Annotated in this window: 21 protein-coding genes; 11 read left to right on the forward strand and 10 right to left on the reverse strand. The window is 66.3% G+C overall.

Annotation, left to right across the window (positions count from 1 at the left end):
- Nucleotides 1-8: 8 nt before the first annotated feature.
- Entirely contained in the window at nt 9-2,030 is a 2,022-nt protein-coding gene (locus tag WQQ_RS21280; RefSeq protein WP_007187337.1) for a sigma-54-dependent Fis family transcriptional regulator, read from the reverse strand.
- A gap of 534 nt (nt 2,031-2,564) precedes the next feature.
- On the opposite strand from WQQ_RS21280, the gene WQQ_RS21285 reads away from it, so the two are divergent.
- The 3 genes from WQQ_RS21285 (at nt 2,565) to WQQ_RS21295 (ending at nt 6,062) form a co-directional block, all read left to right on the forward strand.
- Nucleotides 2,565-4,565 carry an outer membrane protein assembly factor BamB family protein gene (locus WQQ_RS21285; protein ID WP_083844690.1) on the forward strand — a complete coding sequence of 667 codons (2,001 nt, stop codon included), beginning with the start codon at nt 2,565-2,567 and terminating at the stop codon, nt 4,563-4,565.
- A 90-nt stretch (nt 4,566-4,655) separates the two neighbouring features.
- Complete coding sequence (locus WQQ_RS21290) at nt 4,656-5,039, forward strand: c-type cytochrome (RefSeq protein WP_007187339.1); 384 nt, start codon at nt 4,656-4,658, stop codon at nt 5,037-5,039.
- Nucleotides 5,040-5,192: 153 nt separating this feature from the next.
- The gene (locus tag WQQ_RS21295; protein ID WP_007187340.1) at nt 5,193-6,062 is read left to right on the forward strand and encodes a transporter; all 870 of its coding nucleotides are present in this window, start codon (nt 5,193-5,195) and stop codon (nt 6,060-6,062) included.
- A 152-nt stretch (nt 6,063-6,214) separates the two neighbouring features.
- Here WQQ_RS21295 and WQQ_RS21300 read toward each other — a convergent pair whose 3' ends face one another.
- Genes WQQ_RS21300 through cyoA form a run of 5 tightly spaced genes read right to left on the reverse strand, consistent with a single transcriptional unit; the run spans nt 6,215 to nt 11,161 of the window.
- Complete coding sequence (locus tag WQQ_RS21300; protein ID WP_007187341.1) at nt 6,215-6,967, reverse strand: SURF1 family protein; 753 nt, start codon at nt 6,965-6,967, stop codon at nt 6,215-6,217.
- 23 nt (nt 6,968-6,990) lie between these two features.
- Nucleotides 6,991-7,401: a cytochrome o ubiquinol oxidase subunit IV gene (gene cyoD / locus WQQ_RS21305; protein WP_007187342.1), complete on the reverse strand. Its 411-nt coding sequence runs from the start codon at nt 7,399-7,401 to the stop codon at nt 6,991-6,993.
- Nucleotides 7,398-8,021, reverse strand: coding sequence for a cytochrome o ubiquinol oxidase subunit III (gene cyoC / locus WQQ_RS21310; RefSeq protein ID WP_007187343.1), 624 nt, complete (start codon nt 8,019-8,021; stop codon nt 7,398-7,400). The genes cyoD and cyoC overlap by 4 nt, the downstream gene beginning before the upstream one ends.
- An 11-nt stretch (nt 8,022-8,032) precedes the next feature.
- Nucleotides 8,033-10,036: a cytochrome o ubiquinol oxidase subunit I gene (gene cyoB, locus WQQ_RS21315; RefSeq protein ID WP_007187344.1), complete on the reverse strand. Its 2,004-nt coding sequence runs from the start codon at nt 10,034-10,036 to the stop codon at nt 8,033-8,035.
- Nucleotides 10,037-10,069: 33 nt separating this feature from the next.
- A complete protein-coding gene (cyoA, locus tag WQQ_RS21320; protein WP_007187345.1) occupies nt 10,070-11,161 on the reverse strand; it encodes a ubiquinol oxidase subunit II in 1,092 nt (363 codons plus the stop codon).
- A gap of 223 nt (nt 11,162-11,384) precedes the next feature.
- Between cyoA and WQQ_RS21325 the strand changes: the two genes are divergently transcribed.
- Both WQQ_RS21325 and WQQ_RS23395 read left to right on the forward strand, forming a co-directional pair.
- Nucleotides 11,385-12,734, forward strand: a complete 1,350-nt coding sequence (locus tag WQQ_RS21325) for an MFS transporter (RefSeq protein ID WP_007187346.1) — start codon at nt 11,385-11,387, stop codon at nt 12,732-12,734.
- 61 nt (nt 12,735-12,795) lie between these two features.
- Complete coding sequence (locus WQQ_RS23395; protein ID WP_085943168.1) at nt 12,796-13,245, forward strand: c-type cytochrome; 450 nt, start codon at nt 12,796-12,798, stop codon at nt 13,243-13,245.
- Between the two features lie 117 nt (nt 13,246-13,362).
- On the opposite strand, the gene WQQ_RS21335 is transcribed toward WQQ_RS23395, so the two are convergent.
- A complete protein-coding gene (locus WQQ_RS21335; protein ID WP_040455285.1) occupies nt 13,363-13,959 on the reverse strand; it encodes a hypothetical protein in 597 nt (198 codons plus the stop codon).
- A 220-nt stretch (nt 13,960-14,179) separates the two neighbouring features.
- On the opposite strand from WQQ_RS21335, the gene WQQ_RS21340 reads away from it, so the two are divergent.
- Nucleotides 14,180-14,440, forward strand: coding sequence for a hypothetical protein (locus WQQ_RS21340; protein WP_007187350.1), 261 nt, complete (start codon nt 14,180-14,182; stop codon nt 14,438-14,440).
- A 113-nt stretch (nt 14,441-14,553) separates the two neighbouring features.
- Here WQQ_RS21340 and WQQ_RS21345 read toward each other — a convergent pair whose 3' ends face one another.
- Together WQQ_RS21345 and WQQ_RS21350 are read right to left on the reverse strand one after the other, a co-directional pair.
- Entirely contained in the window at nt 14,554-15,369 is an 816-nt protein-coding gene (locus WQQ_RS21345) for a metal-dependent hydrolase (protein ID WP_007187351.1), read from the reverse strand.
- An 82-nt stretch (nt 15,370-15,451) separates the two neighbouring features.
- Nucleotides 15,452-16,387, reverse strand: coding sequence for an AraC family transcriptional regulator (locus WQQ_RS21350; protein WP_007187352.1), 936 nt, complete (start codon nt 16,385-16,387; stop codon nt 15,452-15,454).
- A gap of 213 nt (nt 16,388-16,600) precedes the next feature.
- On the opposite strand from WQQ_RS21350, the gene WQQ_RS21355 reads away from it, so the two are divergent.
- From WQQ_RS21355 to WQQ_RS21375, 5 genes are all read left to right on the forward strand, one after another.
- Nucleotides 16,601-17,347, forward strand: coding sequence for an SDR family oxidoreductase (locus tag WQQ_RS21355; RefSeq protein WP_007187353.1), 747 nt, complete (start codon nt 16,601-16,603; stop codon nt 17,345-17,347).
- A gap of 117 nt (nt 17,348-17,464) precedes the next feature.
- Complete coding sequence (locus WQQ_RS21360) at nt 17,465-18,967, forward strand: purple acid phosphatase family protein (protein WP_007187354.1); 1,503 nt, start codon at nt 17,465-17,467, stop codon at nt 18,965-18,967.
- A 98-nt stretch (nt 18,968-19,065) separates the two neighbouring features.
- Nucleotides 19,066-19,710, forward strand: a complete 645-nt coding sequence (locus WQQ_RS21365; protein ID WP_007187355.1) for an alpha/beta hydrolase family protein — start codon at nt 19,066-19,068, stop codon at nt 19,708-19,710.
- A 67-nt stretch (nt 19,711-19,777) separates the two neighbouring features.
- A complete protein-coding gene (locus tag WQQ_RS21370) occupies nt 19,778-20,308 on the forward strand; it encodes a M48 metallopeptidase family protein (protein ID WP_007187356.1) in 531 nt (176 codons plus the stop codon).
- Between the two features lie 55 nt (nt 20,309-20,363).
- The gene (locus WQQ_RS21375; protein WP_157534833.1) at nt 20,364-24,593 is read left to right on the forward strand and encodes a hypothetical protein; all 4,230 of its coding nucleotides are present in this window, start codon (nt 20,364-20,366) and stop codon (nt 24,591-24,593) included.
- 112 nt (nt 24,594-24,705) lie between these two features.
- Here the strand turns inward: WQQ_RS21375 and WQQ_RS21380 are convergent, their stop codons facing one another.
- Nucleotides 24,706-25,008, reverse strand: a complete 303-nt coding sequence (locus WQQ_RS21380) for a HigA family addiction module antitoxin (RefSeq protein ID WP_040455290.1) — start codon at nt 25,006-25,008, stop codon at nt 24,706-24,708.
- Nucleotides 25,009-25,025 lie beyond the last annotated feature (17 nt).

Below are 25,025 nucleotides of genomic sequence, written 5' to 3' on the forward strand. Positions count from 1 at the left end.
CATTTTTGCTACGTTTGTTCCGGACCCTGATAGCGCGGCTGCACGATGCCGTGCCGCTTCATCATCCGGTAGATGGTCGACCGCGAAATGCCCGATGCGGCGGCGGCGCTGGTCAGCCCCCAGCGATGCTGATTGAGCAGCTTCACCAGCCATTGCGCCTCCGACCGCTGCAGCTCCTGCAGGGGATCGGATAGGGGCGTGGCGCCCGCCTTGCCGGATGACGTCGGCGCGGATGCGAGCGGCGCGGCCGGCGCCTGCAGCTCGCCGTCGAGGACTTCGCCCGGCAGATGCTCCAGCCCGATCGGCCGGTCGTCGCTGAGCGCCAGCGCCGATCGCAAGGTGTTGCGCAGCTGGCGGATATTGCCGGGCCAGTGGTAGCGCAGCAGGGCCTCCATCGCCTCGGCGTCGATGCTGTAGTCGCGAAGCCGCAGCTCGTCCGCTTCGAGGCGCAGCACCGAGCGGATCAGCGCGGGCTTGTCGGAACGGTCGCGCAGCGCCGGCAGCAGCAGCGTCACGCCGTTGAGACGGTAGTAGAGGTCTTGCCGGAACTCCCCGGCGCGGACCAGCTTGGACAGGTCGCGATGCGTGGCGCAGACCACCTGGATGTCGATCGGGATCGGCTTGTCGGCGCCCAGCGGCACCACTTCGCGCTCGGCCAGCACGCGCAGCAGCCGCGTCTGCAAGCTCAGCGGCATGTCGCCGATCTCGTCGAGAAACAGGGTGCCGCCATCGGCCTGGGTGATCTTGCCGCGAGCGCCCTTGGCGCGTGCGCCGGTGAAAGCGCCGTCGCGGTAACCGAACAGCTCGCTCTCGATCAGCGTGTCCGGAATGGCGGCGCAGTTGAGCGCGACGAACGCCGCGGACGCTCGCCGACTCGCCTCGTGCATGGCCTTGGCGAAAGCCTCCTTGCCGGTGCCGGTCTCGCCGAGCACCAGCACCGGAATGCCCTTGTCGAGCACGCGCATCGCGCGGCTGACGTTGTCGGTCATCCTGTCGTCGCCGCCGGCCAGCGCGGCCAGGCCGGAGCCCGCCGCCGCGATGGCGGCGGGCGGCCTGCGCCCGACCACGCTCGCTTCCAGCAGATTGCGGACCGTTGCGCGCGGGCGCCGCAAGGTGGCGAACAGCGCCTGGTCACCGCCGCTGATGCGCAGCGGCAGCACTTCGGAGATCTGGGTGTCGCGTCCGCCCGCGAGCTGGGCCAGGCGCTGGCCCAGGAATTCCTCGATGCGATGGCCATCGAGCGAGGCGCTGCCGAGCCCGAGCATGCGGCGGAAGGTTTCGTTGCTGGCGATGATGGTGCCGTTTTCTTCCATCGCCACCAGGCCCTCGGTCGACACTTCGAGAAAGCCGCTCTGCATGCTGGTGCGCAGCACCCAGCGATTCTCGAAATGACGCAGGAACTCGGCATTCTCGATCATGCGCGCGGTGGCGCTGACCATCTGCAGGATCAGGTGCTGGCTGCGCTTGTCGTCCGGCGAATACATCGCGGACGCGTCGAGTACCGCTAGCAGGCTGCCGTCGATCGAGCGGATCGGCGCGGCACTGCAGGTGAGGCTGCCGTTGCGCGAACGGTAGTGCTCGCCGTGGTGGACCGTCACCGGCCGCGGATCGGCGGTGCAGAGGCCCAGCGCGCAGGTGCCCTCCACGTCCTCGCCCCAGCACGACCCAAGGTAGAGCCCGGTCTCGCGCAGCTCCGAGTCGAGCACCGGGTCGTTCATGATGTCCACGGCGATGCCGTTCGCATCGCTGAGCATCACCACGTAGCCGGCGCCGTGGATCTGCCGGAACAGCGATTCCATCCCGCTCCGGGCCAGCATCAGCAGCGGCTCCAGCGGCTGCCGGTACTGCTTGATCTCCTGCTGGTTCAACACCAGCGGCGGGCTGTCGCTATTGGCGTCGATCTTGTAGCTGTCGAGCGAGCGCCCCCAGGATTGCGCGATCTGCGCGTCGACGCCGTTGTCGCTGTTGCGCCAGCCGCTGCGCACCACGGACTGCACGCGATCGGCATGAGACCGGTCCGAGTGGATCATCGAATTCTCCTCCGGGCCGATTCGAGTCGGCCTCTATGGTGGTTTGTCAGCTGTAGCGGCCCCGCGTTCCAAGCCAGCGCACTGCGACAACTGTTCCATTTTTCGTATTCGCTCCTCCAATGCGCATCAAGCATGCCAGGCAGGCTCGGACCGGCGGCGGCGCCTTCGGTCCGGTTGCCGGAGCTGCCTTCGGGTCAGCGCCCGGACCTGCGGAAACAATCGCTTCAACTCTGGAAAGCAGCTGAAACATTTGTTTCACAACTCGCGTTCGGGGGCGCCCAGGCGAGCGCTTCGAGGGACCGGAAAAGCCACCCGGCGAAACCGCGAAACACTCGCAAGCTTCTGTCTTAATTAAAGAAAAAACCCACCCCACGATAGCGGTCCACCGGCCCGCCGATGCTTGGCACAGAGGCTGCGCCCAGCGCCGGCGAGTCCGTGGGACGGTCACTGGCAAACGGCGAATACCGACACGTAGATGCGGCCGCGCTCATCGGGCTTTTTCCCAGTATGGGTTCAAATCAGGAGGAGAACAGAATGAGACATGTCACGGGCGTGGGGCGCCCAAAATTCTTCAATCGCACGGTGGTCGCCAGCCTCGGCCTGTTGCTGGGCTCGAGCAGCCTGCCCGCGGCGCTCGCGGCGGCAACCGTCGGCGACTGGCCGGAGTACATGAGCGACAAGGCGGCTTCCAACTACGAAGCCGGTGACAAGGTCACGCTGAAGTCGGTGAAGTCGATGAAGGTGGCCTGGCGCGTCGACCTGCCCGGCAACGACATTCCGGAGGAGAACCCGGAGCTGCGCACCTGGGTCAACGAATCCACGCCGATCGCGATCGGCGGCATCCTCTACGCCGCCTCGCCGCTCAACATCGTCTCGGCGATCGACGGCGCCAGCGGCAAGACCCTGTGGACCTACGATCCGAAGGCCTACGTCGACGGCACCGCTCCCAATCTCGGCTTCATCAGCCGCGGCGTGGGCTACTGGAAGAAAGGGGAGCAGGAACGTCTGTTCGTCGGCACCGGCGATGCCTACCTGATCGCGCTCGACGCCAAGACCGGCAAGCCGGTCGACAGCTGGGGCGACCATGGCCGCGTCGATCTGACCAAGGGCCTGCGTCGTCCGGTGGATCGCTCGCTGGTGGCCTCGACCTCGGCGCCGCTGATCTGCAATGGCCAGGTGATCCCGACCATGGCGGTGCTGGATTCCTTCGCGGTCGGGCGTCCGCCGCTCAAGTACCACCCTCCGGGCGATGTGCGCGGCTTCGACGCGGAGACCGGAAAGCAGTCGTGGATCTTCCATGCGCCGCCGCAAGCCGGCGAGCCGGGCAACGAAACCTGGGAGAACCAGTCCTGGAAGACCGCCGGCGGCATGAACATGTGGTCCCGGCCGAGCTGCGACGAGGAACTGGGCCTGGTGTACCTGCCGATCTCGACGCCCGACAACGACTTCTTCGGCGGCTGGCGCAAGGGCGATGGCCTGTATGGCGACTCGCTGGTCGCGGTCAACGCCAAGACCGGTGAACGGGCCTGGCATTTCCAGATCGTGCATCACGGCCTCTGGGACTATGACCTGCCGACGGCGCCGAACCTGATGGACCTGACCGTCAAGGGCAAGAAGATCAAGGCGGCGGTGCAGATCACCAAGCAGGGCTTCATCTACGCCTTCGACCGCAGCAACGGCCAGCCGATCTGGCCGATCGAGGAGCGCCCGGTTCCGCCGTCGCCCATTGCGAGCGAACACGCCGCGCCGACGCAGCCCTTCCCCACCTGGCCATTGCCGTTCGTGCAGCAAGGCGCGAACGAAGACGACTTGATCGATCTCACGCCGGAGCTCAAGGAGCAGGCGAAGAAGATTTTCGCCCGCTACAACACCGGCCCCTTGTTCACGCCGCCCACGGCCGACAAGTCCGGCACGCTGCAAGTCCCCGGCGTCCTCGGCGGCGCCAGCTGGGTCGGCGCGGCACACAACCCGAACACGAACGTGTTGTACGTGCCATCGTTCACGATCCCGTTCGGCATCAAGCTCAAGAAGGAAACCTCGGGCGTGTACGAGTACACCGGCACCTGGTCGGGTGTCGGCGGTCCGCAGGGATTGCCGCTGTTCAAGCCGCCGTTTTCCGCGGTGACGGCCTACGACATGGATACGGGCAAACAGCTGTGGCGCATTCCGGCCGGCCGTGGCCCGGTCGATTCGCCCGCGCTGCATGGCTTGAAGGTGGATCGTCTCGGCGTGCCGCGCCAGAGCCACATCCTGCTCACCGACAAAGTGCTGTTCATCGCGCCGGAAGGCACCAACAGCGTCATCGGCCTGTCGTCGCGCGGCAATGCGCTGATCACGCAGGCCACGCTCAACGAGCCGGAGCCGTTCCTCTATGCGCATGACGCCAAGACCGGTGCGCTGGTCAGCGAACTCAAGCTGCCCGGCGCCGCCATGGGCCAGCTGATGACCTATCGCTCGGGCGGCAAGCAGTTCCTGGTGGTGCCGATCGGCGGCGCCGGGCTGCCGTCGCAGCTGGTCGCGGTATCGATCGACTAAAACCGCGTCCCCGTGGTCCGGCGCAGGCATCGCGCCGGACCACGGGCCAGGCGTGCGCCAATTTTTCAAAGAAAGACGGAACAACCCGAAATGAAAACGCGACTGTTGCTGCTTGCCGTGCTCAGCCTGGCCAGCGGCGCTCTACGAGCCGGTGGCTCACCGCCGCCGTCGGACGATCAGGCGGTGCTGGGCGCAGCCGATGTGGATCTCAAGGACGAGGCCCGCATCGGGCGCGGCAAGAGCACCTTCAACGAAAGTTGCGCCGCGTTCTGCCACGGACAGGAGCCGCCGCTGTTCGTCGGCCGCAAAGGGCTCGATCCCGACTACGTCTACCAGACCATCAAGGAGGGCGGCCGCGGTGCAACGCCGATGCCGCCCTGGGGCAACGTGTTCACGCCCGACGAGATTTGGGATCTGGTGGCCTACGTCGAGTTCATGGGCACGCTGCCGCCGCTGACGGCCACCAGCAAGTAGGCAACGCCCGCCTCGCGGCGGGCGCTTGATAACCGGGATTCATCGCAGCGCGGGCGCTCGCAAGCCTCCGTGCAGGGGGCGCTTTGCCCGCGAACCGCTGATCGAACCCGCATCGCTTTACTGACAAACCACGATGCAAGAGGAGAAAAGACAATGAAGAAAACTAGCAATTTCGGCGGTAAACCGGGGAAATTCCACTACGCGGCCGCGTCGGTGCTGGCGATGTTCGGCCTGACCACGCAGCCCGCGCAGGCGCAGGTGACGCTCGACGTGATCGGCCCGCACGAATACGAGCTGCCGGTGGGCTTCAAGCCCTTCAACGTGTTCGTGCAGTACGCCGCGTTCAACGACAGCGACACGGCTTACGACGACGGCGGCCACAAGGTGGACGTCGGCAATACCCAGACGCTGGTCGGCTTGTCCAAGTACGTCCGCTTCTGGACGCCGGAATCGCATCCGGGCATCGGCGTGGCGTACGAGATCATCGTGCCGGAGATCAGCGTGCGCTCCACCGACGGCTCCGGCGGATATGTCGGCGGCATCGGCGATCCGCTGACCGGGCCGGCGGTGTGGTTCAAGCCGGCCGACGGGGTGACGCTCGGGCTGCAATCGTTCTTCCAGATTCCGATCGGCGCAACCGACGTCAGCGACCGCAAGTGGAAGAACCTGTCGAGCCTGTTCTGGGATTGGCGTGCCACCGACAGCCTGGGCATCACCGGCAACCTGGGCGTGGTCTGGCAGGGCGAGAACGCGGCGGGCTTCACGCCGGGGCTGACTTATCACATGAATCATCGCCTGGGTTTTCGGCTCGGCAAACTGGTCGAGCCCTTTCTCGGCGCGGACGCCGAAACCACCGAAGCACACGACGGCGCGCCAAAAGCCTGGGCGGTCGACGGCGGAATCGGCGTGATGCTGCACACCTTCGCCAACCAGTCGATCACGCTGCGTTACTCCAGCACCTTCGACGCACGGAACCATGCGGACAACGACAGCGTGAACGTCAAGTACGCCTACGTCTGGTAACGGCCTGCGAAACCGGCCTCGGCGTTTGACCGCCCAGTCGGGCGCTTGCGCTCCGGATTGCCTCGGTCCGGAGCCCTTTTCTGCGTGCAGTTCGGGCTACGGCCGTAACGGCTCGGCCTGTCGAGATTCCGCCTGCACGCGTCTTTTTTCGGCTATCGGATGCGACGCTCGCGTCGCCAGACGATGACGCCAGCGCCGATCACCATCAGCGCGAGCGAAAACCAGGTGATCGCGTAGACCAGATGGCTGTTGTGGAACTTCACGATCGTGAGCCCGCCGACCGGCCAGCCGCCCGCGTTGGGGCTTGCATCCGCATCGATGAAATACGGCGCGACTTGTTGCGCCGGCAGTTCACGAGCTGCGGCAATTGCGGCGACGTCGCGTGAGTACCAGCGATCGGCCGCCGCATCGTTGTCACGCAGGAATCCACCCCCCGGCTCGCTCAGGCGCAGCAGGCCGGTGACGACGGTCGTGCCACTCACCTGCCCTTGCGGGCGCGTCGCCGGATCGTGCCGATCGGCTTCGACGAAGCCTCGGTTGATGAGCAGGTAATGGCCATCCGTCGTGCGCAGGGGCGTGAGCACCCAGAAGCCCGGACCGCGCTCGGTCACGGCTTGCACGAGTGCCTCGCGCTCATGCAGGAACTCACCGGTGATGCGCACCGCGCGGTATTCGTCGTGCGCCGCATCGACGCGAGCCCACGCCGATGCGTCAGGCGGCGCGACCGGCTCCGCGTGCACGCGCGCCTCGACGCGTTCGATCAGATCGAGCTTCCAGAACAGCCGCTGGACCTGCCAGCTTCCGAGCGCGACGAAGCCGGCGAACAGTGCACCGCCGATCACCAGCAAAAAGGCCAGCACCGCGTTCGAGCGCGGTGCTGGCCTGGCTTCCAGCGTTTCGGACAAGGCCGACTCCGAAGCCGCGGCGGCTACGGAACGTTGCGCATTTCGTGCGCGGACATCGACGGCATCATGTTGGCATTCATGTGATACATGACCCACAGCGAGCCGCTCAGCGTGATCACCACGAGCACCAGCGTGAAGATCAGCGCGAGCATGTTCCAGCCGCTCTCGGAACTGGTGTTCATGTGCAGGAAGTAGATCATGTGCACGACGATCTGCACGGCGCCGAACGCGAGGATGATCAGCGTCGTGGCGTTCTTGTTCGGCAGCACGTCGCCCATGACGAGCCAGAACGGAATCGCAGTCAGGATCACCGACAGCACGAAACCGATCGTGTAGCTCTTCAGCGAGCCGTGCGCGGCTCCACCGTGGCCATGACCGTGGTCGTGGCTATGGACGTTGGGAGTGTCGTGATCGTGAGTGTGTGCGGCGCTCATCGCAGCGCTCCCATCAGATAGACGAAGGTGAAGACGCCGATCCAGACGACGTCGAGGAAGTGCCAGAACAGCGACAAACAGCTCAGGCGGCGCTGATTGGCCTCGGTCAGGCCCCGCTTGCCCACCTGCACCATCAGCGTGATGAGCCAGATGATGCCGAAAGTGACGTGCAGACCGTGGGTGCCGACCAGCGTGAAGAAGGCCGACAGAAACGCGCTGCGCTGCGGGCCGGCGCCTTCGTGGATCAGGTGATGGAACTCGTAGAGTTCGAGCCCGATGAAGGCCGCGCCGAACGCTCCGGTGATCGCGAGCCAGCCGAGCACCGCGCCCTTGCGACCGCGCACCATCTCCAGCATCGCGAAGCCGTAGGTGATCGACGACAGCAGCAGCATCGAGGTGTTGACCGCCACCAGCGGCAGGTCGAACAGCTCCTTCGGCCCCGGGCCCGCGGCGTAGTTGCCACCGACCACACCGTACATCGCGAACAGCACCGCGAACACCAGGCAGTCGCTCATCAAATAGAGCCAGAAGCCCAGCATCGTGCCGTTTTCGACGTGATGCTCTTCGGTCTCGTAGAAAACCGGTGCGCCGTCGGCGCTCATCGTTTGAGTTTGTCCCATGTCTTTAGCTCTCAACCCAGTTGCGCGAGCCGCTGCGTATGCTCGCCCTCGGTGCGCACCACTTCATCGACCGGAATGTAGTAATCGCGGTCGTAGTTGAAGGTGTGAACGATGGCCGAGACCACCAGGCCAACGAAGCTCGCCGCCGCCAGCCACCAGATGTGCCAGATCATCGCGAAACCGCAGACCAGGCTGAGACCGGCGAGCACGATGCCGGCCGCCGTGCCCTTGGGCATGTGAATGGCCAGGAAGCCGCCGATCGGACGCTGGTAGCCGCGCTTCTTCATGTCGAACCAGGCGTCCTGCTCGTGAATGCGCGGCGTGAACGCGAAGTTGTAATCCGGCGGCGGCGACGAGGTGGACCATTCGAGCGTACGGCCGCCCCAGGGATCGCCGGTCAGGTCGCGCAGCTGCTCGCGGTTCTTGATGCTCACGTAGAGCTGGATCAGGAAGCTCGCGATGCCCAGCGCGATCAGCACCGCGCCGAACGCGGCGATCTGGAACCAGATCTGCAGCGACGGATCGTCGAAGTGGCTCATGCGACGCGTCACGCCCATCAGGCCGAGCACGTAGAGCGGCATGAAGGCGAACCAGAAGCCGGTGAACCAGAACCAGAACGAGCACTTGCCCCAGAACGGATCGAGCTTGAAGCCGGTGACTTTCGGGAACCAGTAGGTGATGCCTGCGAACACGCCGAACACCACGCCGCCGATTATCACGTTGTGGAAGTGCGCGATCAGGAACAGCGAGTTGTGCAGCACGAAGTCCGCCGGCGGCACCGCCAGCAGCACGCCCGTCATGCCACCGACGACGAAGGTCACCATGAAGCCCACGGTCCACAGCATCGGCACCTCGAAGCGGATGCGGCCGCGATACATGGTGAACAGCCAGTTGAACACCTTGGCGCCCGTCGGGATCGAGATGATCATCGTGGTGATGCCGAAGAAGCTGTTCACGCTCGCACCCGAGCCCATCGTGAAGAAGTGATGCAGCCACACGAGGTAGGACAGGATCGTGATCACGACCGTCGCGTAGACCATCGAGGCGTAGCCGAACAGGCGCTTGCCGCTGTAGGTCGAGACGATTTCCGAGAACACGCCGAAGATCGGCAGGATCAGGATGTAGACCTCCGGGTGACCCCAGATCCAGATCAGGTTCACGTACATCATCGGGTTGCCGCCGAAGTCGTTCGTGAAGAAATTGGTGTCGACGTAGCGATCGAGCGAGAGCAGCACGAGCACCGCCGTCAGCACCGGAAACGCGGCGACGATCAGCACGTTGGTGCACAGCGCGGTCCAGGTGAAGATCGGCATCTTCATGAGCGTCATGCCCGGGGCGCGCATCTTGATGATGGTCACCATCAGGTTGACGCCCGACAGCAAGGTTCCGACACCGGCGATCTGCAATGCCCAGATGTAGTAATCGACCCCGACATCCGGGCTGTAGGCGATCCCCGAGAGCGGCGGATACGCGAGCCAGCCGGTCTTGGCGAATTCACCGACGAACAGCGACAGCATGACCAGCACCGCGCCGGCGGTGGTCATCCAGAAGCTGAAGTTGTTGAGGAACGGGAACGCCACGTCGCGGGCGCCGATCTGCAGCGGCACCACGTAGTTCATCAGCCCGGTGACGAACGGCATCGCCACGAAGAAGATCATGATCACGCCATGCGCCGTGAATATCTGGTCGTAGTGGTGCGGCGGCAGGTAGCCCATGTTGTCGCCGAAGGCGATCGCCTGCTGGGCGCGCATCATGATGGCGTCGGCGAAGCCGCGCAGCAGCATGACGATGCCGAGCACCATGTACATCACGCCGATCTTCTTGTGGTCGATGCTGCAGAACCAGTCGTTCCACAGATGACCCCAGGCGCGCTGTTTGGTGACCCAGGCGGTGACCCCGATGCCCAGCGCAGCGGCAACGACGAAGGTCCAGACCAGGATCGGCTCGTGGTACGGAATGGCCTCCCAGCTCAGCTTGCCGAAGAGGAAGTTGATCAGATCAGAGCGTTCGTGCATCGATTAGCTCGCTACGTGCGCGTATTGAAAGACTTAAGGGGCGAAGCGGGCCGAGCCGTAGCGCGGCGCCGACAGCACGGCAGAGGCCTGGGCGACTTCGTCGACCGAGCACAGCGAGGCGACGTAGCTGCGGCGCGGGGCCAGCAGCGCATCACCGCGCATGCGCGGCCGGTCGTAGCGCAGGTGCGCGACGTTGTAGATGCCTTCCAGGCCCATGCCGCCTTCGGCGTCGATCGCCATCATGTCGCGCATGCACATCTTGTTCGGGTCGACGCAGAGGTTGACCACGGCGTCGAACAGTTCGGGGGCGGTCTTGGCGTAGTAACGCACGGGCTCGCGCTCGCTGGGCTTTTCGAGCTCGATGTAGTCGGCGCGCTCGAGCGCACCGCCGGCAGCCTTGACCTTGTCGACCCAGCCGTCGAACTCGTCGCCGCTCAGGCCATGGAAGCGGAAGCGCATGTGCGAGAAGCCGTGGCCGCTGTAGTTGGCTGAGAAGCCTTCGTAGTTGCCGGCCTTGTTGATGACCGCGTGCAGCTCGGTCTGCATCGCCGGCATCGCGTAGATCATGCCGGCCAGCGCGGGCACGTAGAACGCGTTCATGACCGTGGAGGCGGTGATCTCGAAATCGATCGGCACGTCCACCGGCGCGGCCATCTCGTTGACCGTGGCGATGCCGTAGTCCGGATAGATGAACAGCCATTTCCAGTCGAGCGCGACCACCTGCACCTTGAGCGGCTTGACGTCCTCCGGCACCGGGCGGGCGGCGTCGATGCGGTCGAGCTTGCGATACGGATCGAGCGTGTGCGTGGCGATCCAGGTGATGGCGCCGAGGGCGATGATGATCAGCAGCGGGGCCGACCAGATGATCAGCTCCAGGCCCGTCGAGTGGTGCCATTCGGGGTCGTAGGTCGCCGCCTTGTTCGCCTCGCGGTAGCGCCAGGCGAAAAACAGGGTCAGGAAGATGACCGGCACCACGATCAGCAGCATCAGGATCGTGGAGATCACGATCAGATCGCGCTGCTGGATCGCGATATCGCCAAAGGGCTTCATGACCACCCAATCACACCCGGTCAGCAGGGTGATCAGCGGCAGGAGCAGCAGGGCACGCAGCATTCGGACGGACATGGCAATCGTGTGGGACTTTAGGAGGCGCGAACTTTAAGCAGCTGGCTCAGCTCCCGCGATTGGACGTTTTGTCCTATCGCGGTGCCACCGTCGCTATGTAATCGTTCGCTGCCCCTGTTGGAGTGGATGGACACGTGCGCGTTCCTGATATCAGGTGCGAGGAGTACAGTGCATCGGCGCGCGGGACGCTAGCGGAATCAGGGTTACATCGGTGGAGCCACACATGACGTCTACGACTCAAGACACGCATTCGACATCGAAGGACCAGGGGCAGATGGGCACCGGGCGGCTGCACGATTCCGGGGAGCATCATCCGGTCGCCCCGGGCGAGATCGCGATCGGCGTGGTGATCGGGCGTCTGTCGGAATTCTTCGACTTCTTCGTCTTCGGCATCGCCTCGGTGCTGGTGTTCCCGGCAGTGTTCTTCCCGCACCTCGCCCCGCTGCAGGCCACCCTGCAGTCGTTCGTGATCTTCGCGCTGGCCTTCGTCGCCCGCCCGATCGGCACGCTGATTTTCCGCTTCATCCACGATTTCTACGGCCGCGGCACCAAGCTGACCTCGGCGCTGTTCATGCTCGGCACCGCCACCGCCGGCATCGCCTTCCTGCCCGGCTACAACGCCATCGGCGAATCGGCCATCGTACTGCTCGCCCTGTTCCGCTTCGCCCAGGGCCTCGCGCTCGGCGGCGCGGCCGATGGCCTGCCCTCGCTGCTCGCCCTCAACGCCCCGCAGAAGCGTCGCGGCTGGTACGCGATGATTCCGCAGCTCGGCGCCCCGCTCGGTTTCGCGCTGGCCGCATCACTGTTCGCCTTCGTCTACACCAGCATCTCGCCCGCGGACTTCACCGACTGGGGCTGGCGCTACCCGTTCTACGTGGCCTTTGCGATCAACGTGGTGGCCCTGTTCGCCCGCCTGCGCCTAGTCGCCACGCCGGAATTCACCGAACTGCTCAAGAAGCGCGAACTGCTGCCGGCCCCACTCGGCGAACTGTTCCGCACCCAGAGCGCCAATATGTTCCTCGGGGCCATCGCTCCGCTGGCCAGCTACGCCCTGTTCCATCTCGTCACCGTGTTTCCGCTGTGCTGGGCACTGCTGTTCAGCGATCTGCCGATCAAGAACATCCTGATCGTGCAGATCATCGGCTCCGGCGCGGCGGTGCTGACGATGATGGCCTCGGGCATCGTGGCCGACCACCTCGGGCGGCGTCTGACGCTGGCCATCGGCGCGGTGCTGATCGCCATCTACAGCGGCTCGATTCCGGTGCTGCTGACCGGCAGCACCGGCGGCGCCTATGCCTTCATCATCATCGGCTTCGCCCTGCTCGGCTTCGCTCACGCACAGGCTTCGGGCGCAGTGAATTCGGCTTTCGGCACGCGCTACCGCTACAGCGGCGCAGTCTACACCTCGAACCTCGCCTGGCTGTTCGGCGCCGGCTTCGCCCCGCTCATCGCGCTGAGCCTGACCGCCAAGTTCGGCGTCGCCCTGGTCGGTCTCTACCTCGCCTCGGGCGCGGTCGCCACGCTGGTCGCACTGGGCATCAACCGCAGCCTCGAGATGCGCGACGGCGATTGAGCCGATGCCATGCGGTGTCAGATACAAGGGAAAGCCCCGTCCTGCGGGGTTTTGCCCCTGAATGCCTTCGCCACCGTTCCGAAATGAGTTTGGCCACTCGCTCGCCATGCCCCGCCCCCGCCCGAAACCGAGCTTTTTCGCTGCCCTGCCGAGCCTTCTGCTGCTCTGCGCGAACGTGTCGACTGCTCGCGCCGCCGATGCAGATGAAACCGGTGCCGGTCTCTACGAGAGCGCCTGCGCCAAATGCCACAGCGGCGGTCCGGGCGCGTTTTTCACTCGGGCGCCGAAACTCAGCGACAAAGTCTGGGCGGATCGCCTCGCAGCTGCCGGTTCGGTCGAGGCGCTCGTTGCCTCGGTGAGCAGGGGCAAGGGCAAGATGCCGGCCCAGCTCGGATTGCCACGTTCAAAAGCAGAGCCGGACTCCAAGCTCAGTCAAGCCGATCTGCAGGCTGCGGTCACCTACATGCTCGAGAGAACCGGCACGGCGGCTCCGGCCAGCGCGGCACCCTGACTGCCCGAAGCTGGTTTGAACACCGAGGTCCCAGCGTTTGGCTGCCCCCTGGCCGCAGCTGCTCGCGCGAGCGCCTCGGGCCCTTGTTCCCGATCTTCGCCCGTCAGGAGCCGGAGTTCAGAACCGCCATCTCCTGAGTGGGTCACGCTGTAACCGCTTCGCTGCACGCGTGCTCGAAAACACCAGCGCATCGCTCGCCGGCGCAGGCCAAGTGCTGCTGCTCGGACTCATGGTGAGGCGACCAGCGCTCCAGGAGCCGTCCGCGCCGAGCTCCGAGGTGGCGACACGCCTACGCCAATCGGTCGAACGTCCGTCGTACCGGGCCGCGCGGACCTCACCGTCCGAACCAGCGGCCAGGCGCGGAAACCGGCTCATCGCTTCGGTGTCCTCGAACACCGCGACGGGCGCGCTCCAGTCGGCACCGTTATCGCTGTAGGCCGACTGGATGGCGAGGTTGGCGCCCGACGCATCCAGGGGCTTGCTATCCGATGCGACGACGAGTCGATTGCGCGCGCTGTAGGCAACGGCGGGATGGCGATCGGCACGATCGGGGACACCGAGTTCGACGGGCGTCGTCCATTGGGCGAAATTCGCAGGCAGGCGACTCAGCCGAATCTGCCAATCGTCGGGGTCGCTGCCTTCGCCGCTGATCGCGCTTCCGGTCCACAGCGGATCGGCCTCGTGACGATTGTCCTGCCAGGCCAGTGTTGACATCGCCACCGGGTGCCAGCGCGGCCGCCGGCCATACCGAGGCCGGATACGGACTCCGCGTATCGAGAATGATCGTCGTGTACGGTCATCGAGGCCACGAAGCCTTCATGACACTTTTATGTCAATGCGAACATAGGCTTATGAATTTTCATTCAGTTGCCAGCCAGAATGCGGCAGTGCACTATTCGCCCCTGTCAGCATGCGGTGGGGGTGGATCATGGTTATGCGAGAAGCAGTCTCGATCGAGGCGCTGGAACGGGCGATTCGGGGGCGCATCGCGGCCGAACACGGAGCCCAATCCGAATTCGTGATCACTCCGATCGTCGTCAGGCCCAGCATTCACTCGCACAACGGCTCCAACTGGAGCCTCGAGCTACCGCAAGGGAGCACACCCGATTGCCTGAGCGCATTCGCGGCCGCAGCCGAACAAGTCGGCGCACGTCTCGTATTGGCGACTTCACGGGCACCTTTCGATCTGCACTGATTGGCCCGTTGCAACCAGGGCGTCAGGCTCGTCCACGCTCGTTCGTTCCCGAACTCACCGGTGGCTCTCGCTCCGGCAGTGAAGTGGTGATCGTAGCGCGGCGAATTCGGCGATCAGGCCGCGGCTCTCAATACGATCTCGTCGAGCTGCGTCAGCAGCTCGCGATTGTCGTTCTGCCAAGGGTGAAAACCGGGCTTGAAATATTCCAGCCACGGCTTGGCGAGTCTGGGCCACAGGCCCGGGGACACCCACATGAAGCGGGCCATGCGGGCCAAGCCGCCACGCCCTCCGGGCCTGCGATCCGCAATCATCAGCCGAGCCTGCAGGCCGAGCACCAGGGCAAGGAACGCAGCGGTGGTGCCGACCATGCCGGCAGCGCGCAGGGCATAGGCGCGCACACCGCGCCCCATCACGGCTTGGTAGACATCGTAGGCCACGGCCTTGTGCTCGATTTCTTCAAGCGCGTGCCAACGCCAGAGCGACGCAACCTTCGGATCGGCACCGTCGATGAGCTGCGGATCGGTCAACAGGGCCTCGGCGATGATCGCGGTGAAATGTTCCTGAGCAATCGTCGTCGACAGCTGCGCCTCGGGCGGCAGGTACCGCTTGAGCACGTCGAAGAAGCCGGCGACAAAGGCCTGCAGCTGCGCCGCCGGCAGTCCGGCTTCGTCGAGCCTGCGGTTGTATTCTTCATGCTCGCGCCCGTGCATGGCTTCTTGGCCGATGAAGGCGGTCACCGCCTTGACCAACTCGGGCGATCGGATGCGTTCGCGAAAATGCCGGACCGTGTGGATGAAATAGCGCTCGCCTTCGGGAAACGTCAGCGACATCGCGTTGACGAAATGGGTGAGCGCTGCGCCCTCGACGTGCCAGTGGCGGGCGCTCTCCGGCCCGATCCTGAAACGCAAGTCACGACGAGTCGGCAGCATGGCGGCGCTCCTGTACTGGGGATGTGCCGTATTCAGCAGCATGCATGCCAGCAGGGAGCTGAATCGCAGCGCGATCGCATGCTCAGAGCATCGAATTGGCCGCTATCGGCAGCGCACCTGCATCACGCTCGCGGAAACGGGCGACATCGCGAGCCGGCGGCTGGCCGAACAATCGCCTGTATTCACGCGTGAACTGCGAGGCGCTTTCGTAGCCGACTTCGAACCCGGCCCTGGCCGCGTCGATCGCCTTGCCGATCATCAGCCTGCGCGCTTCCTGCAGGCGCAACTGCTTCTGGAATTGCAGCGGGCTCATCGAGGTCACGGCCTTGAAGCTCTGATGAAACGCGGACGGGCTCATACCGGCCTGCCGGGCCAGGGTCTCGACAGAGAACGGCTGCGAGTAGTGCGTCTTGATCCAGACGATCGACCGGCTGATGCGCTGCGTCCTGCTCTCGGCGACCGCGATGCGCCGTATCGATTCGCCCTGCTCACCGAGCATGAGCCGATAGTAGATTTCGCGTACGACCAGCGGAGCGAGAAAGCCGATATCGCCCGGTGCCTGCAGCAGGCGCACCAGACGCGTCGACGCATCGATGAGCTCGGGTTCGGTGGCGCTGAGCAGCAAGCCGCGACCAATGCCGGTTTCGCGTGCGCGATCGAGGCCGCGCTCCATCATGACGGATGCGAGCAGCACCGGATCCAGATCGAGACGCATGCATAGATACGGCACTTGCTCCGAAGCCTGAGTGACGTGACCAGACAGCGGCAAATCCACCGAGACGACGAGGTACTTGGCCGGATCGTAGGCATAGCTCCGGTCAGCGAGCATCACCTGCTTGGCGCCCTGCGCAATGATGCAGACGGCCGGCTCGTGCAGCACCTGCAAAGGCTCGGTCGGCTGCGAGCTGCGGATCAGCCACAGCCCCGGAATGGCGGTTTGCGCAAGACCGTCGTCCGGCATCGCGCGGCCGATCGCATCGGCGAATGCCTGTGCGCGCTGCTCCAGATCGGCGTTCATATCGGCAAAGAGGCGGGGATCGTCATGAGTCTATGGTCCTCGCCTTGCGGCTGGTTGAAAAGCAGCCTGTCATCCCTGCGCGTGAGATTCATCGTCTGGAGAATTGGGCAAGCATCGCGCAGCTTTCGTCTAACCGCGAACCGCCTCCAAAGCCGACAGTGTGCTCCGCAACAAGGCGCGCAAACCTTTCGACACAGGAGCCCGAATCCCATCATGACGAAGCATTCCCAAACTCTCCGAGACAAAGTCATCCTGATCACCGGCGCCAGCAGCGGCATAGGCGAAGCCATCGCGCGCGAGCTCGCAGCCGCAGGCGCGCAGGTGGTCGCCGGAGCGCGCAGACTCGATCGCCTGCAAAAACTGCAGGCAGAAGTCGAAGCCGGCGGCGGTCGCCTGCAGGTGCAGACGCTCGACGTCACCTCGCATGCGCAAGTCGACACTTTCGCGCGGCTGGCGCAGCAGGCCTACGGCCGCGTGGATGTGATCATCAACAACGCCGGCCTGATGCCGCTGTCTCCGCTCGCAGCGCTCAAGATCGACGAATGGAACCAGATGATCGACGTGAACATTCGCGGTGTGCTGCACGGCATCGCCGCGGTGTTGCCCATCATGAACACGCAGGGCCATGGCCATGTCGTCAACGTCGCCTCGATCGGCGCGCATCGGGTCTCTCCGACCGCGGCGGTCTATTGCGCCACCAAGTACGCGGTCTGGGCGATCTCGGATGGTCTGCGCCAGGAGACCGATCGCATTCGCGTGACGACGATTTCGCCCGGCGTGGTCAGCTCCGAACTCGCCGATACCATCAGCGACGAAAGCGCGCGCTCGGCGATGCGCGATTTCCGCAGCGTCGCAATCGAGCCCGATGCGATCGCACGCGCGGTCCGCTTCGCGATCGAGCAGCCGGCCGATGTCGACGTGAGCGAGATGATCGTGCGTCCGACCGCGAGCCCGCACTAAACCGGGCCGAACCCCACGGTCGGCACCGATATCCCTTGGTCGGCGCCGGCCCTGTCAAAGGGTTTTCATCGACTCCCCCTAGGCTGCGCGGTTTACGCACTCCCGGGGGAAGTCACGGTGTCTTCGTCAGAACAGCTCGATGCGCCCAACATCGATCCCTTGCGCCGCCGGCTGCTGCGAGTCGGCGCGAGTTTCGCCGCCTTGCCGCTGCTGGTGTCCTGCGGCAGCGAAAGCCCCGATTCAGCGATCGACGAACCCGAACCCGGCGGACCTACCGAACCCGCTCCGCAACCGCCGACGCCGGAGCCGGTCGCGACGCTACCGCCGCGCGGCCTGCACGCGAGCTGGATCGACGATCCGACGAGCACCCGCACGCTGACCTGGTTCACCGACGGCACGCGAGCACCCGACAGCTATCTGGAATACGGTCCGGTCGAGAACGGCATGAACGACACCGATATCGCGAGCGCGCCGTTTCCGCAGCGTACGCTCGCGAGCCGGCAGGCAACCTACGGCGTCGAGGCGATTACGCATACCGCGACCGCGACCAACCTCGCCCCCGACAAGGCGGTTCGCTACCGCGTCGGCTCGGCCGAGGGCTGGTCCGCAGTCCATGTACTGCCCGCCGCACCAAACGGCCGCTTTCGCTTCGCGCACTTCGGAGACCACGCGCTGTCCGAGTTCAGCAAGGCCGTCGTCGCGGGCGTCGCTGCGCGCGCGCCGGACTTTGCGATCATTGCGGGCGATCTATCCTACGCCAACGGCGATCAGCCGGTCTGGGACCGTTACTTCGACATGCTCGAACCGCTCGCCGCCAGGCTGCCGGTGATGACCTGCCCGGGCAATCATGAAGCCAAGGACGGTGGCGGCGAAGGTTATCGCTCACGGCTGTCGATGCCCGGCGAAGACGATCACTATGGCTTCGACTATGGCCGCGTGCATTTCTACTTGAGCACCGGCGGCTCACTGCTCGATGGACTCGCAGGCGCAGGAGCGCTGGCCGCCGAGCTGCTCGCGATCGAGCTCGATCTCGCTCGTGCGGCATTGCGCCGTGCGCGTGGCGAGATCGACTTCATCGTCTTCGTCCAGCACTACACGATCTGGACCAGCGAAGACGGTCGCGACCCGGCCAACTTCACGCTCGTCGCGCTCGAAGAGCAGATCCTGCTGCGCTACGGCGTCGACCTGCTGCTGGTCGGCCACGATCACATCTACGAGCGCTCGAAGCCGATGGCTTACGGCCGCCCGTTCGCCAACGGCTACGTGCAGCTCACGCAAGGCGGCGGCGGGCAGACCCTCTACGAACTCGTCGACGACATCGCCGACTGGTCTGCTTTCGCGACGCTGCGCTACGGCTTCAGCGAGCTCGAAGTCGATGGCGACACCATTCGCATCACCAGCTACGCGGTCGACGACGAGCAGAATCGGCCGCTGCCGAACGGCGAGCTGCGTGTGATCGACCAGTTCGAGATCAGGGCGCGCGGCACGTTCGCCAGTGCTGCATTCGCCCTGCCCGCGCGCACGCGCAAGCAGTTGCTGCCCGAGATCGATGCGGTGGTGCGACACACCGCGCGCCGCAACGCTTTGCACGACGCCGGCGAGCATCTGCCCTGGCTGTAGCGCTGCGCCGATCGGCGCGGGGCGACAGCCAGGCTGCGGGCTGTCAACCACCCGCCCGAGCTGCGAACATTGGCGGTGAGCCAGACGCCGGAGGCGCGATGCCCGCATCGAACGAACTGCAGCTGATCGAAGGCCCGCCCCTGCGCGCGGTGCTGCGCGCGCCCGCGGTGCCGCGGCCCTCGCCTCGCCCGCTGCTGTGTTTCCTGCATGGGCACGGAGAAGCGGCGCCGATGGAGATCGAAGCCGCGCTCACGCTGCACGGCCCGCTGCATCCGCAAGCGCCTCGCGATCTGCTCGATCGCTTTCTCGTGCTCGCACCGCAGTTGCCGGTCCCCGGCGATATCTGGCATCGCCATGCGGACGAGGTGCTCGCGCTCGCCGAACAGGTGGGCCGGCAGCATGGTGCCGCGAGTTCGCCGCGCTATCTGTGCGGCTTCAGCTTCGGCGGCAACGGCGTGTTCGATCTGGCGATGCGCCAGCCCGAGGCCTGGAGCGCCCTGTGGTCGGTCGACCCGACTCGTCCGCCCGATCCGGCGATGCCCCAGCCGGCCTGGCTGTCGATCGGCGACCGCGTGCGCCGGCGCGAGGCCGAGTTCCTGTCGAACCTGCGTTCCCGGCCCGCAGGCGATGGGCCGAACGGCGATCGCGTGCATCTCGACCAGCATCAGGACCACGTCGAATCCGCTCGTCTGGCGTTCGCGGACCGGCGCATCTACGAATGGTTGCTGAGTCGCGCGCGCTGACCCGGCTCCGCAGCCGGCTTGCCCGCCGGCGACGACAGCCGACGACACGCTGCGATATCGTCGCCGCATGAAGCCCCGTCCGTTCTCACCGCTGCGCTACCTGAGCGGCTATCCGCAATCCACGCTCGATCAGGTGCAGCGCCTGATCGACGACGATCGCCTGGGCCGCTACCTGCAGAAGCGCTATCCCGATCGCCACGAGATCAAGACCGACAAGGCGCTCTACGACTACGTCAGCGAGCTCAAGCAGTCCTACCTGCGCAACGCGCCACCGCTAAGCAAGGTGCTGTACCAGAACAAGCTCGACGTGATCCAGAACGCGCTCGGGCTGCATACGGCGATCTCGCGCGTGCAGGGCGGCAGGCTCAAGGCCAAGCAGGAGATCCGCATCGCCTCGACGTTCAAGGATTGCGCGCCCGAGTTCCTCGAAATGATCGTCGTGCACGAGCTCGCGCATTTCAAAGAGTCCGATCACAACAGGGCCTTCTACCAGCTCTGCTGCCACATGCTGCCGGACTACCACCAGATCGAATTCGATCTGCGGTTGTATCTGACTTATCGTTCGTTGGCTGATTCGCCGACTCGAAACGACGTGTAGCCCGGATACGGCTGCACCCAGGCTGCATCGCATCGATTGCCAGGGGAAAACAACAATGAAATCGTCAGGCCCGGATCGACCCGGAGCGGCTTTCACAGCCAGGCTCGTCGCGTTGATGTTGATGTCGATGTCGATGATGGCGTCCACGAGCCTCTGCGCCGCGCCTCTGCCCGACGAGCAGGTGCCCGCTCCGCTCAAGCCCTGGATCGGCTGGAGCCTCGGCGGACTCGACCAGCGCGCCTGCCCGCTCGCGCCCGGCAGCGATTCCGTCCGGCTTTGCGCCTGGCCGTCGAACCTGCGGCTCGAGCTCGACGCCGACGGCGGCCGCTTCGAACTCTCGGCGCGGCTTTACGCGCCGGGCTGGCTCGAATTGCCCGGCGGCGCCGAGCACTGGCCCCAGAGCGTGCGCAGCGACGGCGCCGCCGCGCCGGTCGCACTGCGCGGCGATCGTCCGGCGCTGTGGCTGCCGGCCGGCAGCCATCGCATCGAAGGCGAGCTGAGCTGGAGCCGGCTGCCGGAGTCGCTCTACGTGCCGGCCGGCGTCGGCCTGCTGTCGCTGAGCGTCGACGGCAGCGCCCGCCCGTATCCGGGCCGCGACGATCGCGGCCACCTCTGGCTGGGCCGCGCCGCGGCAGGCGCAGCCGCGGACCGGCACCTGAGCCTCAAAGTGTTCCGGCTCGTCGACGACGACATTCCGCTCAAGCTCACCACACATATCGACATCGAAGCGGCCGGCGAGCTGCGCGACGAAATCATCGGGCCGGTGCTGCCGCCGGGCTTCGTTCCGCTGAGCCTCGGCGGCAGCCTGCCGGCGCGGCTCGACGAGCAGAACCGCCTGCACGTGCAGCTGCGGCCCGGACTCTGGAGCATCGAAGTCACCGCTCGCGCACCAGGGCCCGTTCAGGCGCTCGCCGCGCCGGCCAATGCCGCGCCCTGGCCCGACCAGGAGGTGTGGTCGCTGCTCGCGCACGAGGACCTGCGCGTCGTCGAGGCCGGCGGCGCGCCGGCGATCGACCCGAGGCAGACGCCGATGCCGGAAGCCTGGACCGGCTATCCGGCGTTCCTGCTCGCTCCGCAAGCCCAGCTCACGCTGGCCGAGAAGCAGCGTGGCGATCCGCTCGGAGCGCACGACCAGCTGAGCCTGCAACGGCAGATCTGGCTCGATTTCGACGGCCGCGGCTACAGCGTGCAGGACCGGCTCAACGGCCGGCTCGACAGCCGCTGGAGACTCGAAGCCACCGCCCCGCTGACGCCCGGCCAGGTGCTCGTCGACGGCGAGCCGCAGCTCATCACGCGCATCGGCGAGGCCGCCGCGGGCGTCGAAGTGCGCCACGGGCAGCTCGACCTGGTCGCCGACAGCCGCATCGACGAAGCCAGCCGCAGCCTGCCGGTGGCCGGCTGGAACACCGATCTGCAAGGCGTAGAGGCGAGCCTGCATCTGCCGCCGGGCTGGCGGCTGCTCGCCACCTCGGGCACCGACGGCGTGCCGCAGACCTGGATCGGCCGCTGGTCACTGCTCGATCTGTTCGTCGTGCTCGTCGCGAGCTTCGCGGCGTTTCGGCTGTTCGGTATCGGCGGTGGATTGCTGACGCTGCTCGCGCTCGCGCTGACCTGGCACGAGCCGGGCGCCCCGCGCTGGGCCTGGCTCAACCTGATCGCGGCCATCGCCCTGTCGCGCGCCCTGCCCGAAGCGCTCAAGACTGGCCAGTTGCCGGCCTGGCTCGCGCGCTATCGCGCGCTGAGTCTCGCCATCGTGGTGCTGATCGCGCTGCCGTTCGCGGTGCAGCAGCTTCGGCTGGCGCTGTATCCGCAGCTGGAGCTGGCGAATGCCTCGTCGATGAATCTCGACCTGTCCGCTGCGGACGAGATGCCGGCCGGCATGAACGCGATGGAGGCCGAGCCGGTCGCCGCGCCGATGCCCGCTCCGGCCCCGCAGATGGTGCGGCGAGGCGCCGAAGAAGCGCTCGCCACCGCCGGCAAGGTCGAAGCCTATGGCGGCTACGGCGGCGCGTCGGTCTCGCAACAGTCGATCCAGCGGCTCGACCCCAAGCTGCTCACGCAGACCGGCCCGGGGCTGCCCGAATGGAGCTGGAACCGCGTGCAGCTGAGCTGGTCCGGCCCGATCACGGCCGATCAGCGGTTCCGGCTCTGGCTGTCGCCGCCCTGGCTCACGCGCCTGCTGCAACTGCTCGGGGTCGGGCTGGTGTTCGCCGTCATCGCGCTGTGGACGCGCGATTCGCTCGGCGGCCGCGGCCTGCCGACGCTGCGCGGCGTCGGCGCGGCCAGCGCGGCGGGCGCCCTGCTCGCGCTGGCGATCGCCCTCCACGCGGACCCGCTGCATGCGCAGGAGGTGCAGGAACCGTCCTCCGAATTCGTCGCTCCGAACGCCCCGAGCCCGCCCGAGCCGCGCGTGCTCGACCAGCTGCGTGATCGCCTGCTCGCCGCCCCCGATTGCGCTCCGGCTTGCGTGCAGATCGCGCGGCTCGGCATCGAACTCGGCGACGACGGCGCGCTCACGCTGCGTCTGAGCCTCGACGCGCTCGCCGCCGCTTCGGCGCCCTTGCCGCTGCAGCCGGCCGGCGCCGGCACCCAGGGCCGCATCTGGCAGCCCGCGCAGCTGCTGCTCGACGGCCAGCCCGCCGCGCTGCTGCGCTCAGGCGACGGCCAGCTGCTCGTCGCGCTGCCGCCCGGACTGCACGAGGCGATCGTTCGCGGTAGCCTCGCCGGCTTCGACCAGCTGCAGCTGCCCTTGCCGCTCAAGCCGCGCCTGGTCACGAGCAATCTGCGTGGCTGGCTGCTCAGCGGCGTGAGCGATCAGGGGCAGGTCGCCGATTCGCTGCAGCTGCTGCGCAGCCGTTCCGGCGACCCGGCGATGGGCAGCGGTGAAGACGATGCGCAGGCGCTGCCGCCGCTGCTGATCGTCACGCGCACGCTGCGCCTGGGGCTGAGCTGGGATGTGGAAACCGAGGTCCGCCGCGAAGGCGTCACCCACACGCCGGTGCTGGGCTCGGTGCCGCTGCTGCCCGGCGAACAGATCACCGGCGATGCGGTTCGCGTCGTCGATGGCCGCGTGCAGCTGAGCCTCGCGCCCGGACAGACGACGGCGAGCTGGACCTCGCGCCTGCCGGTGAGCCCGCAGCTGCGACTGCAGGCGCCCGAGAGCGGCGATGCGGTGGAGGTCTGGCGCTTCGACGTCAGCCCGCTCTGGCATGCCGATTTCGACGGCCTGCCCGCGATCAGCCGGCAAAGCGAGAACTACTGGCTGCCGCGCTTCCAGCCCTGGCCCGGCGAGACGCTGACGATGCGCGTGAGCCGTCCGGCCGGCGTGCCGGGCCGCACCGTCACGCTCGATTCGGTGCGCCTGCTGACTTCGCCGGCGCAGCGCGCGACCGACTACGAGCTGAGTTTTCGCCTGCGCGCGAGCCAGGGCGGCCAGCATGCCTTCGTGCTGCCCGAAGGCCTGGCCGTGCAGGAACTGCGGGTCGACGGCCAGCGCCAGCCGGCGCGCCAGGAAGGCGGCAAGCTGATCCTGCCGCTCCATCCGGGCAGCCAGAACTTCACGCTCAAGCTGCGCTCGTCCACCGCGATTTCGGCGCAGGTGCGCACGCTGCCGCTCGATCTGGGCCTGCCCGGCGTCAATGCGAGGCTGCAGCTCGATCTGCCGCCCGATCGCTGGGTGCTCTGGGTCGGCGGGCCGCGGCTCGGGCCGGCGGTGCTGTTCTGGGGCGTGCTCGCGGTGCTGGTGATCGTCAGCGCCGGCCTCGCGCGCCTGCGGCTGACGCCGCTGCGCTTCTGGCAATGGGCGCTGCTGATGATCGGGCTGTCGCAGATTCCGGTCTGGGCCGCGGCGATCGTCGCCGGCTGGCTCGTCGCGCTCGGAGCGCGCGAGCGCCTGGTCGCCGGCACCGGCGGCTCCTGGCTGCGCTTCAACCTGCTGCAAGGCGCGCTCGCGCTGCTCACCGTGATCGCGCTCGGCCTGCTGTTCACCGCCGTCGCGCATGGCCTGCTCGGCAGCCCGGAGATGCAGATCGCCGGCAACGGTTCGTACGCGAGCTCGCTGCAGTGGTACCAGGACCGATGGGAAAAGAACCTGCCGACCGCCTGCGCGATCTCGGCCCCGCTCTGGGTTTACCGTGTGCTGATGCTGCTGTGGGCGCTATGGCTCGCCAACGCCCTGCTCGGCTGGCTGCGCTGGGGCTGGGGCCGGTTCACGGAGGGCGGAGTCTGGCGCAAGGCGCCCGCCCGGACTGCGCCGGACGCCGCGGGTGGGCCGATGCAAAACTGACTCGTGCATTTTGGCATCCTGATTTCGTTCGCGGCCAGCGTCGCCGTCGCGCTTTTTTTGGCGGCGGCGCTTTGAAGGCTTGGACAGAAAGGCTGGAGCACACCAACGGCGGCTAAACCTCGGCAACCTCGATCGGCTTGATCTTCTGCAGGCTTTTGCCGATTTCGTCCTCGGCACACTGAATATCGTATTGAGCCTGCAAGTTCATCCAGAACTGCACGGATGTATTGAAATAACGAGCCAATCGCAAGGCCGTATCAGCGGTGATTCCGCGACGACGCCGCACGATTTCGTTGACTCGGGCTGGGGTCACCCCAATGGCGCGCGCCAAGGCATTGCTAGAGAGCCCAAGCGGCAGCATGAACTCTTCGCTCAATTGCTCACCGGGGTGAATGGGGGCAAGTTTCTTAGCCATGCTGATTCTCGATTTTA

The sequence above is a fragment of the Hydrocarboniphaga effusa AP103 genome (assembly GCF_000271305.1).
Classification (GTDB): Bacteria; Pseudomonadota; Gammaproteobacteria; order Nevskiales; family Nevskiaceae; genus Hydrocarboniphaga; species Hydrocarboniphaga effusa.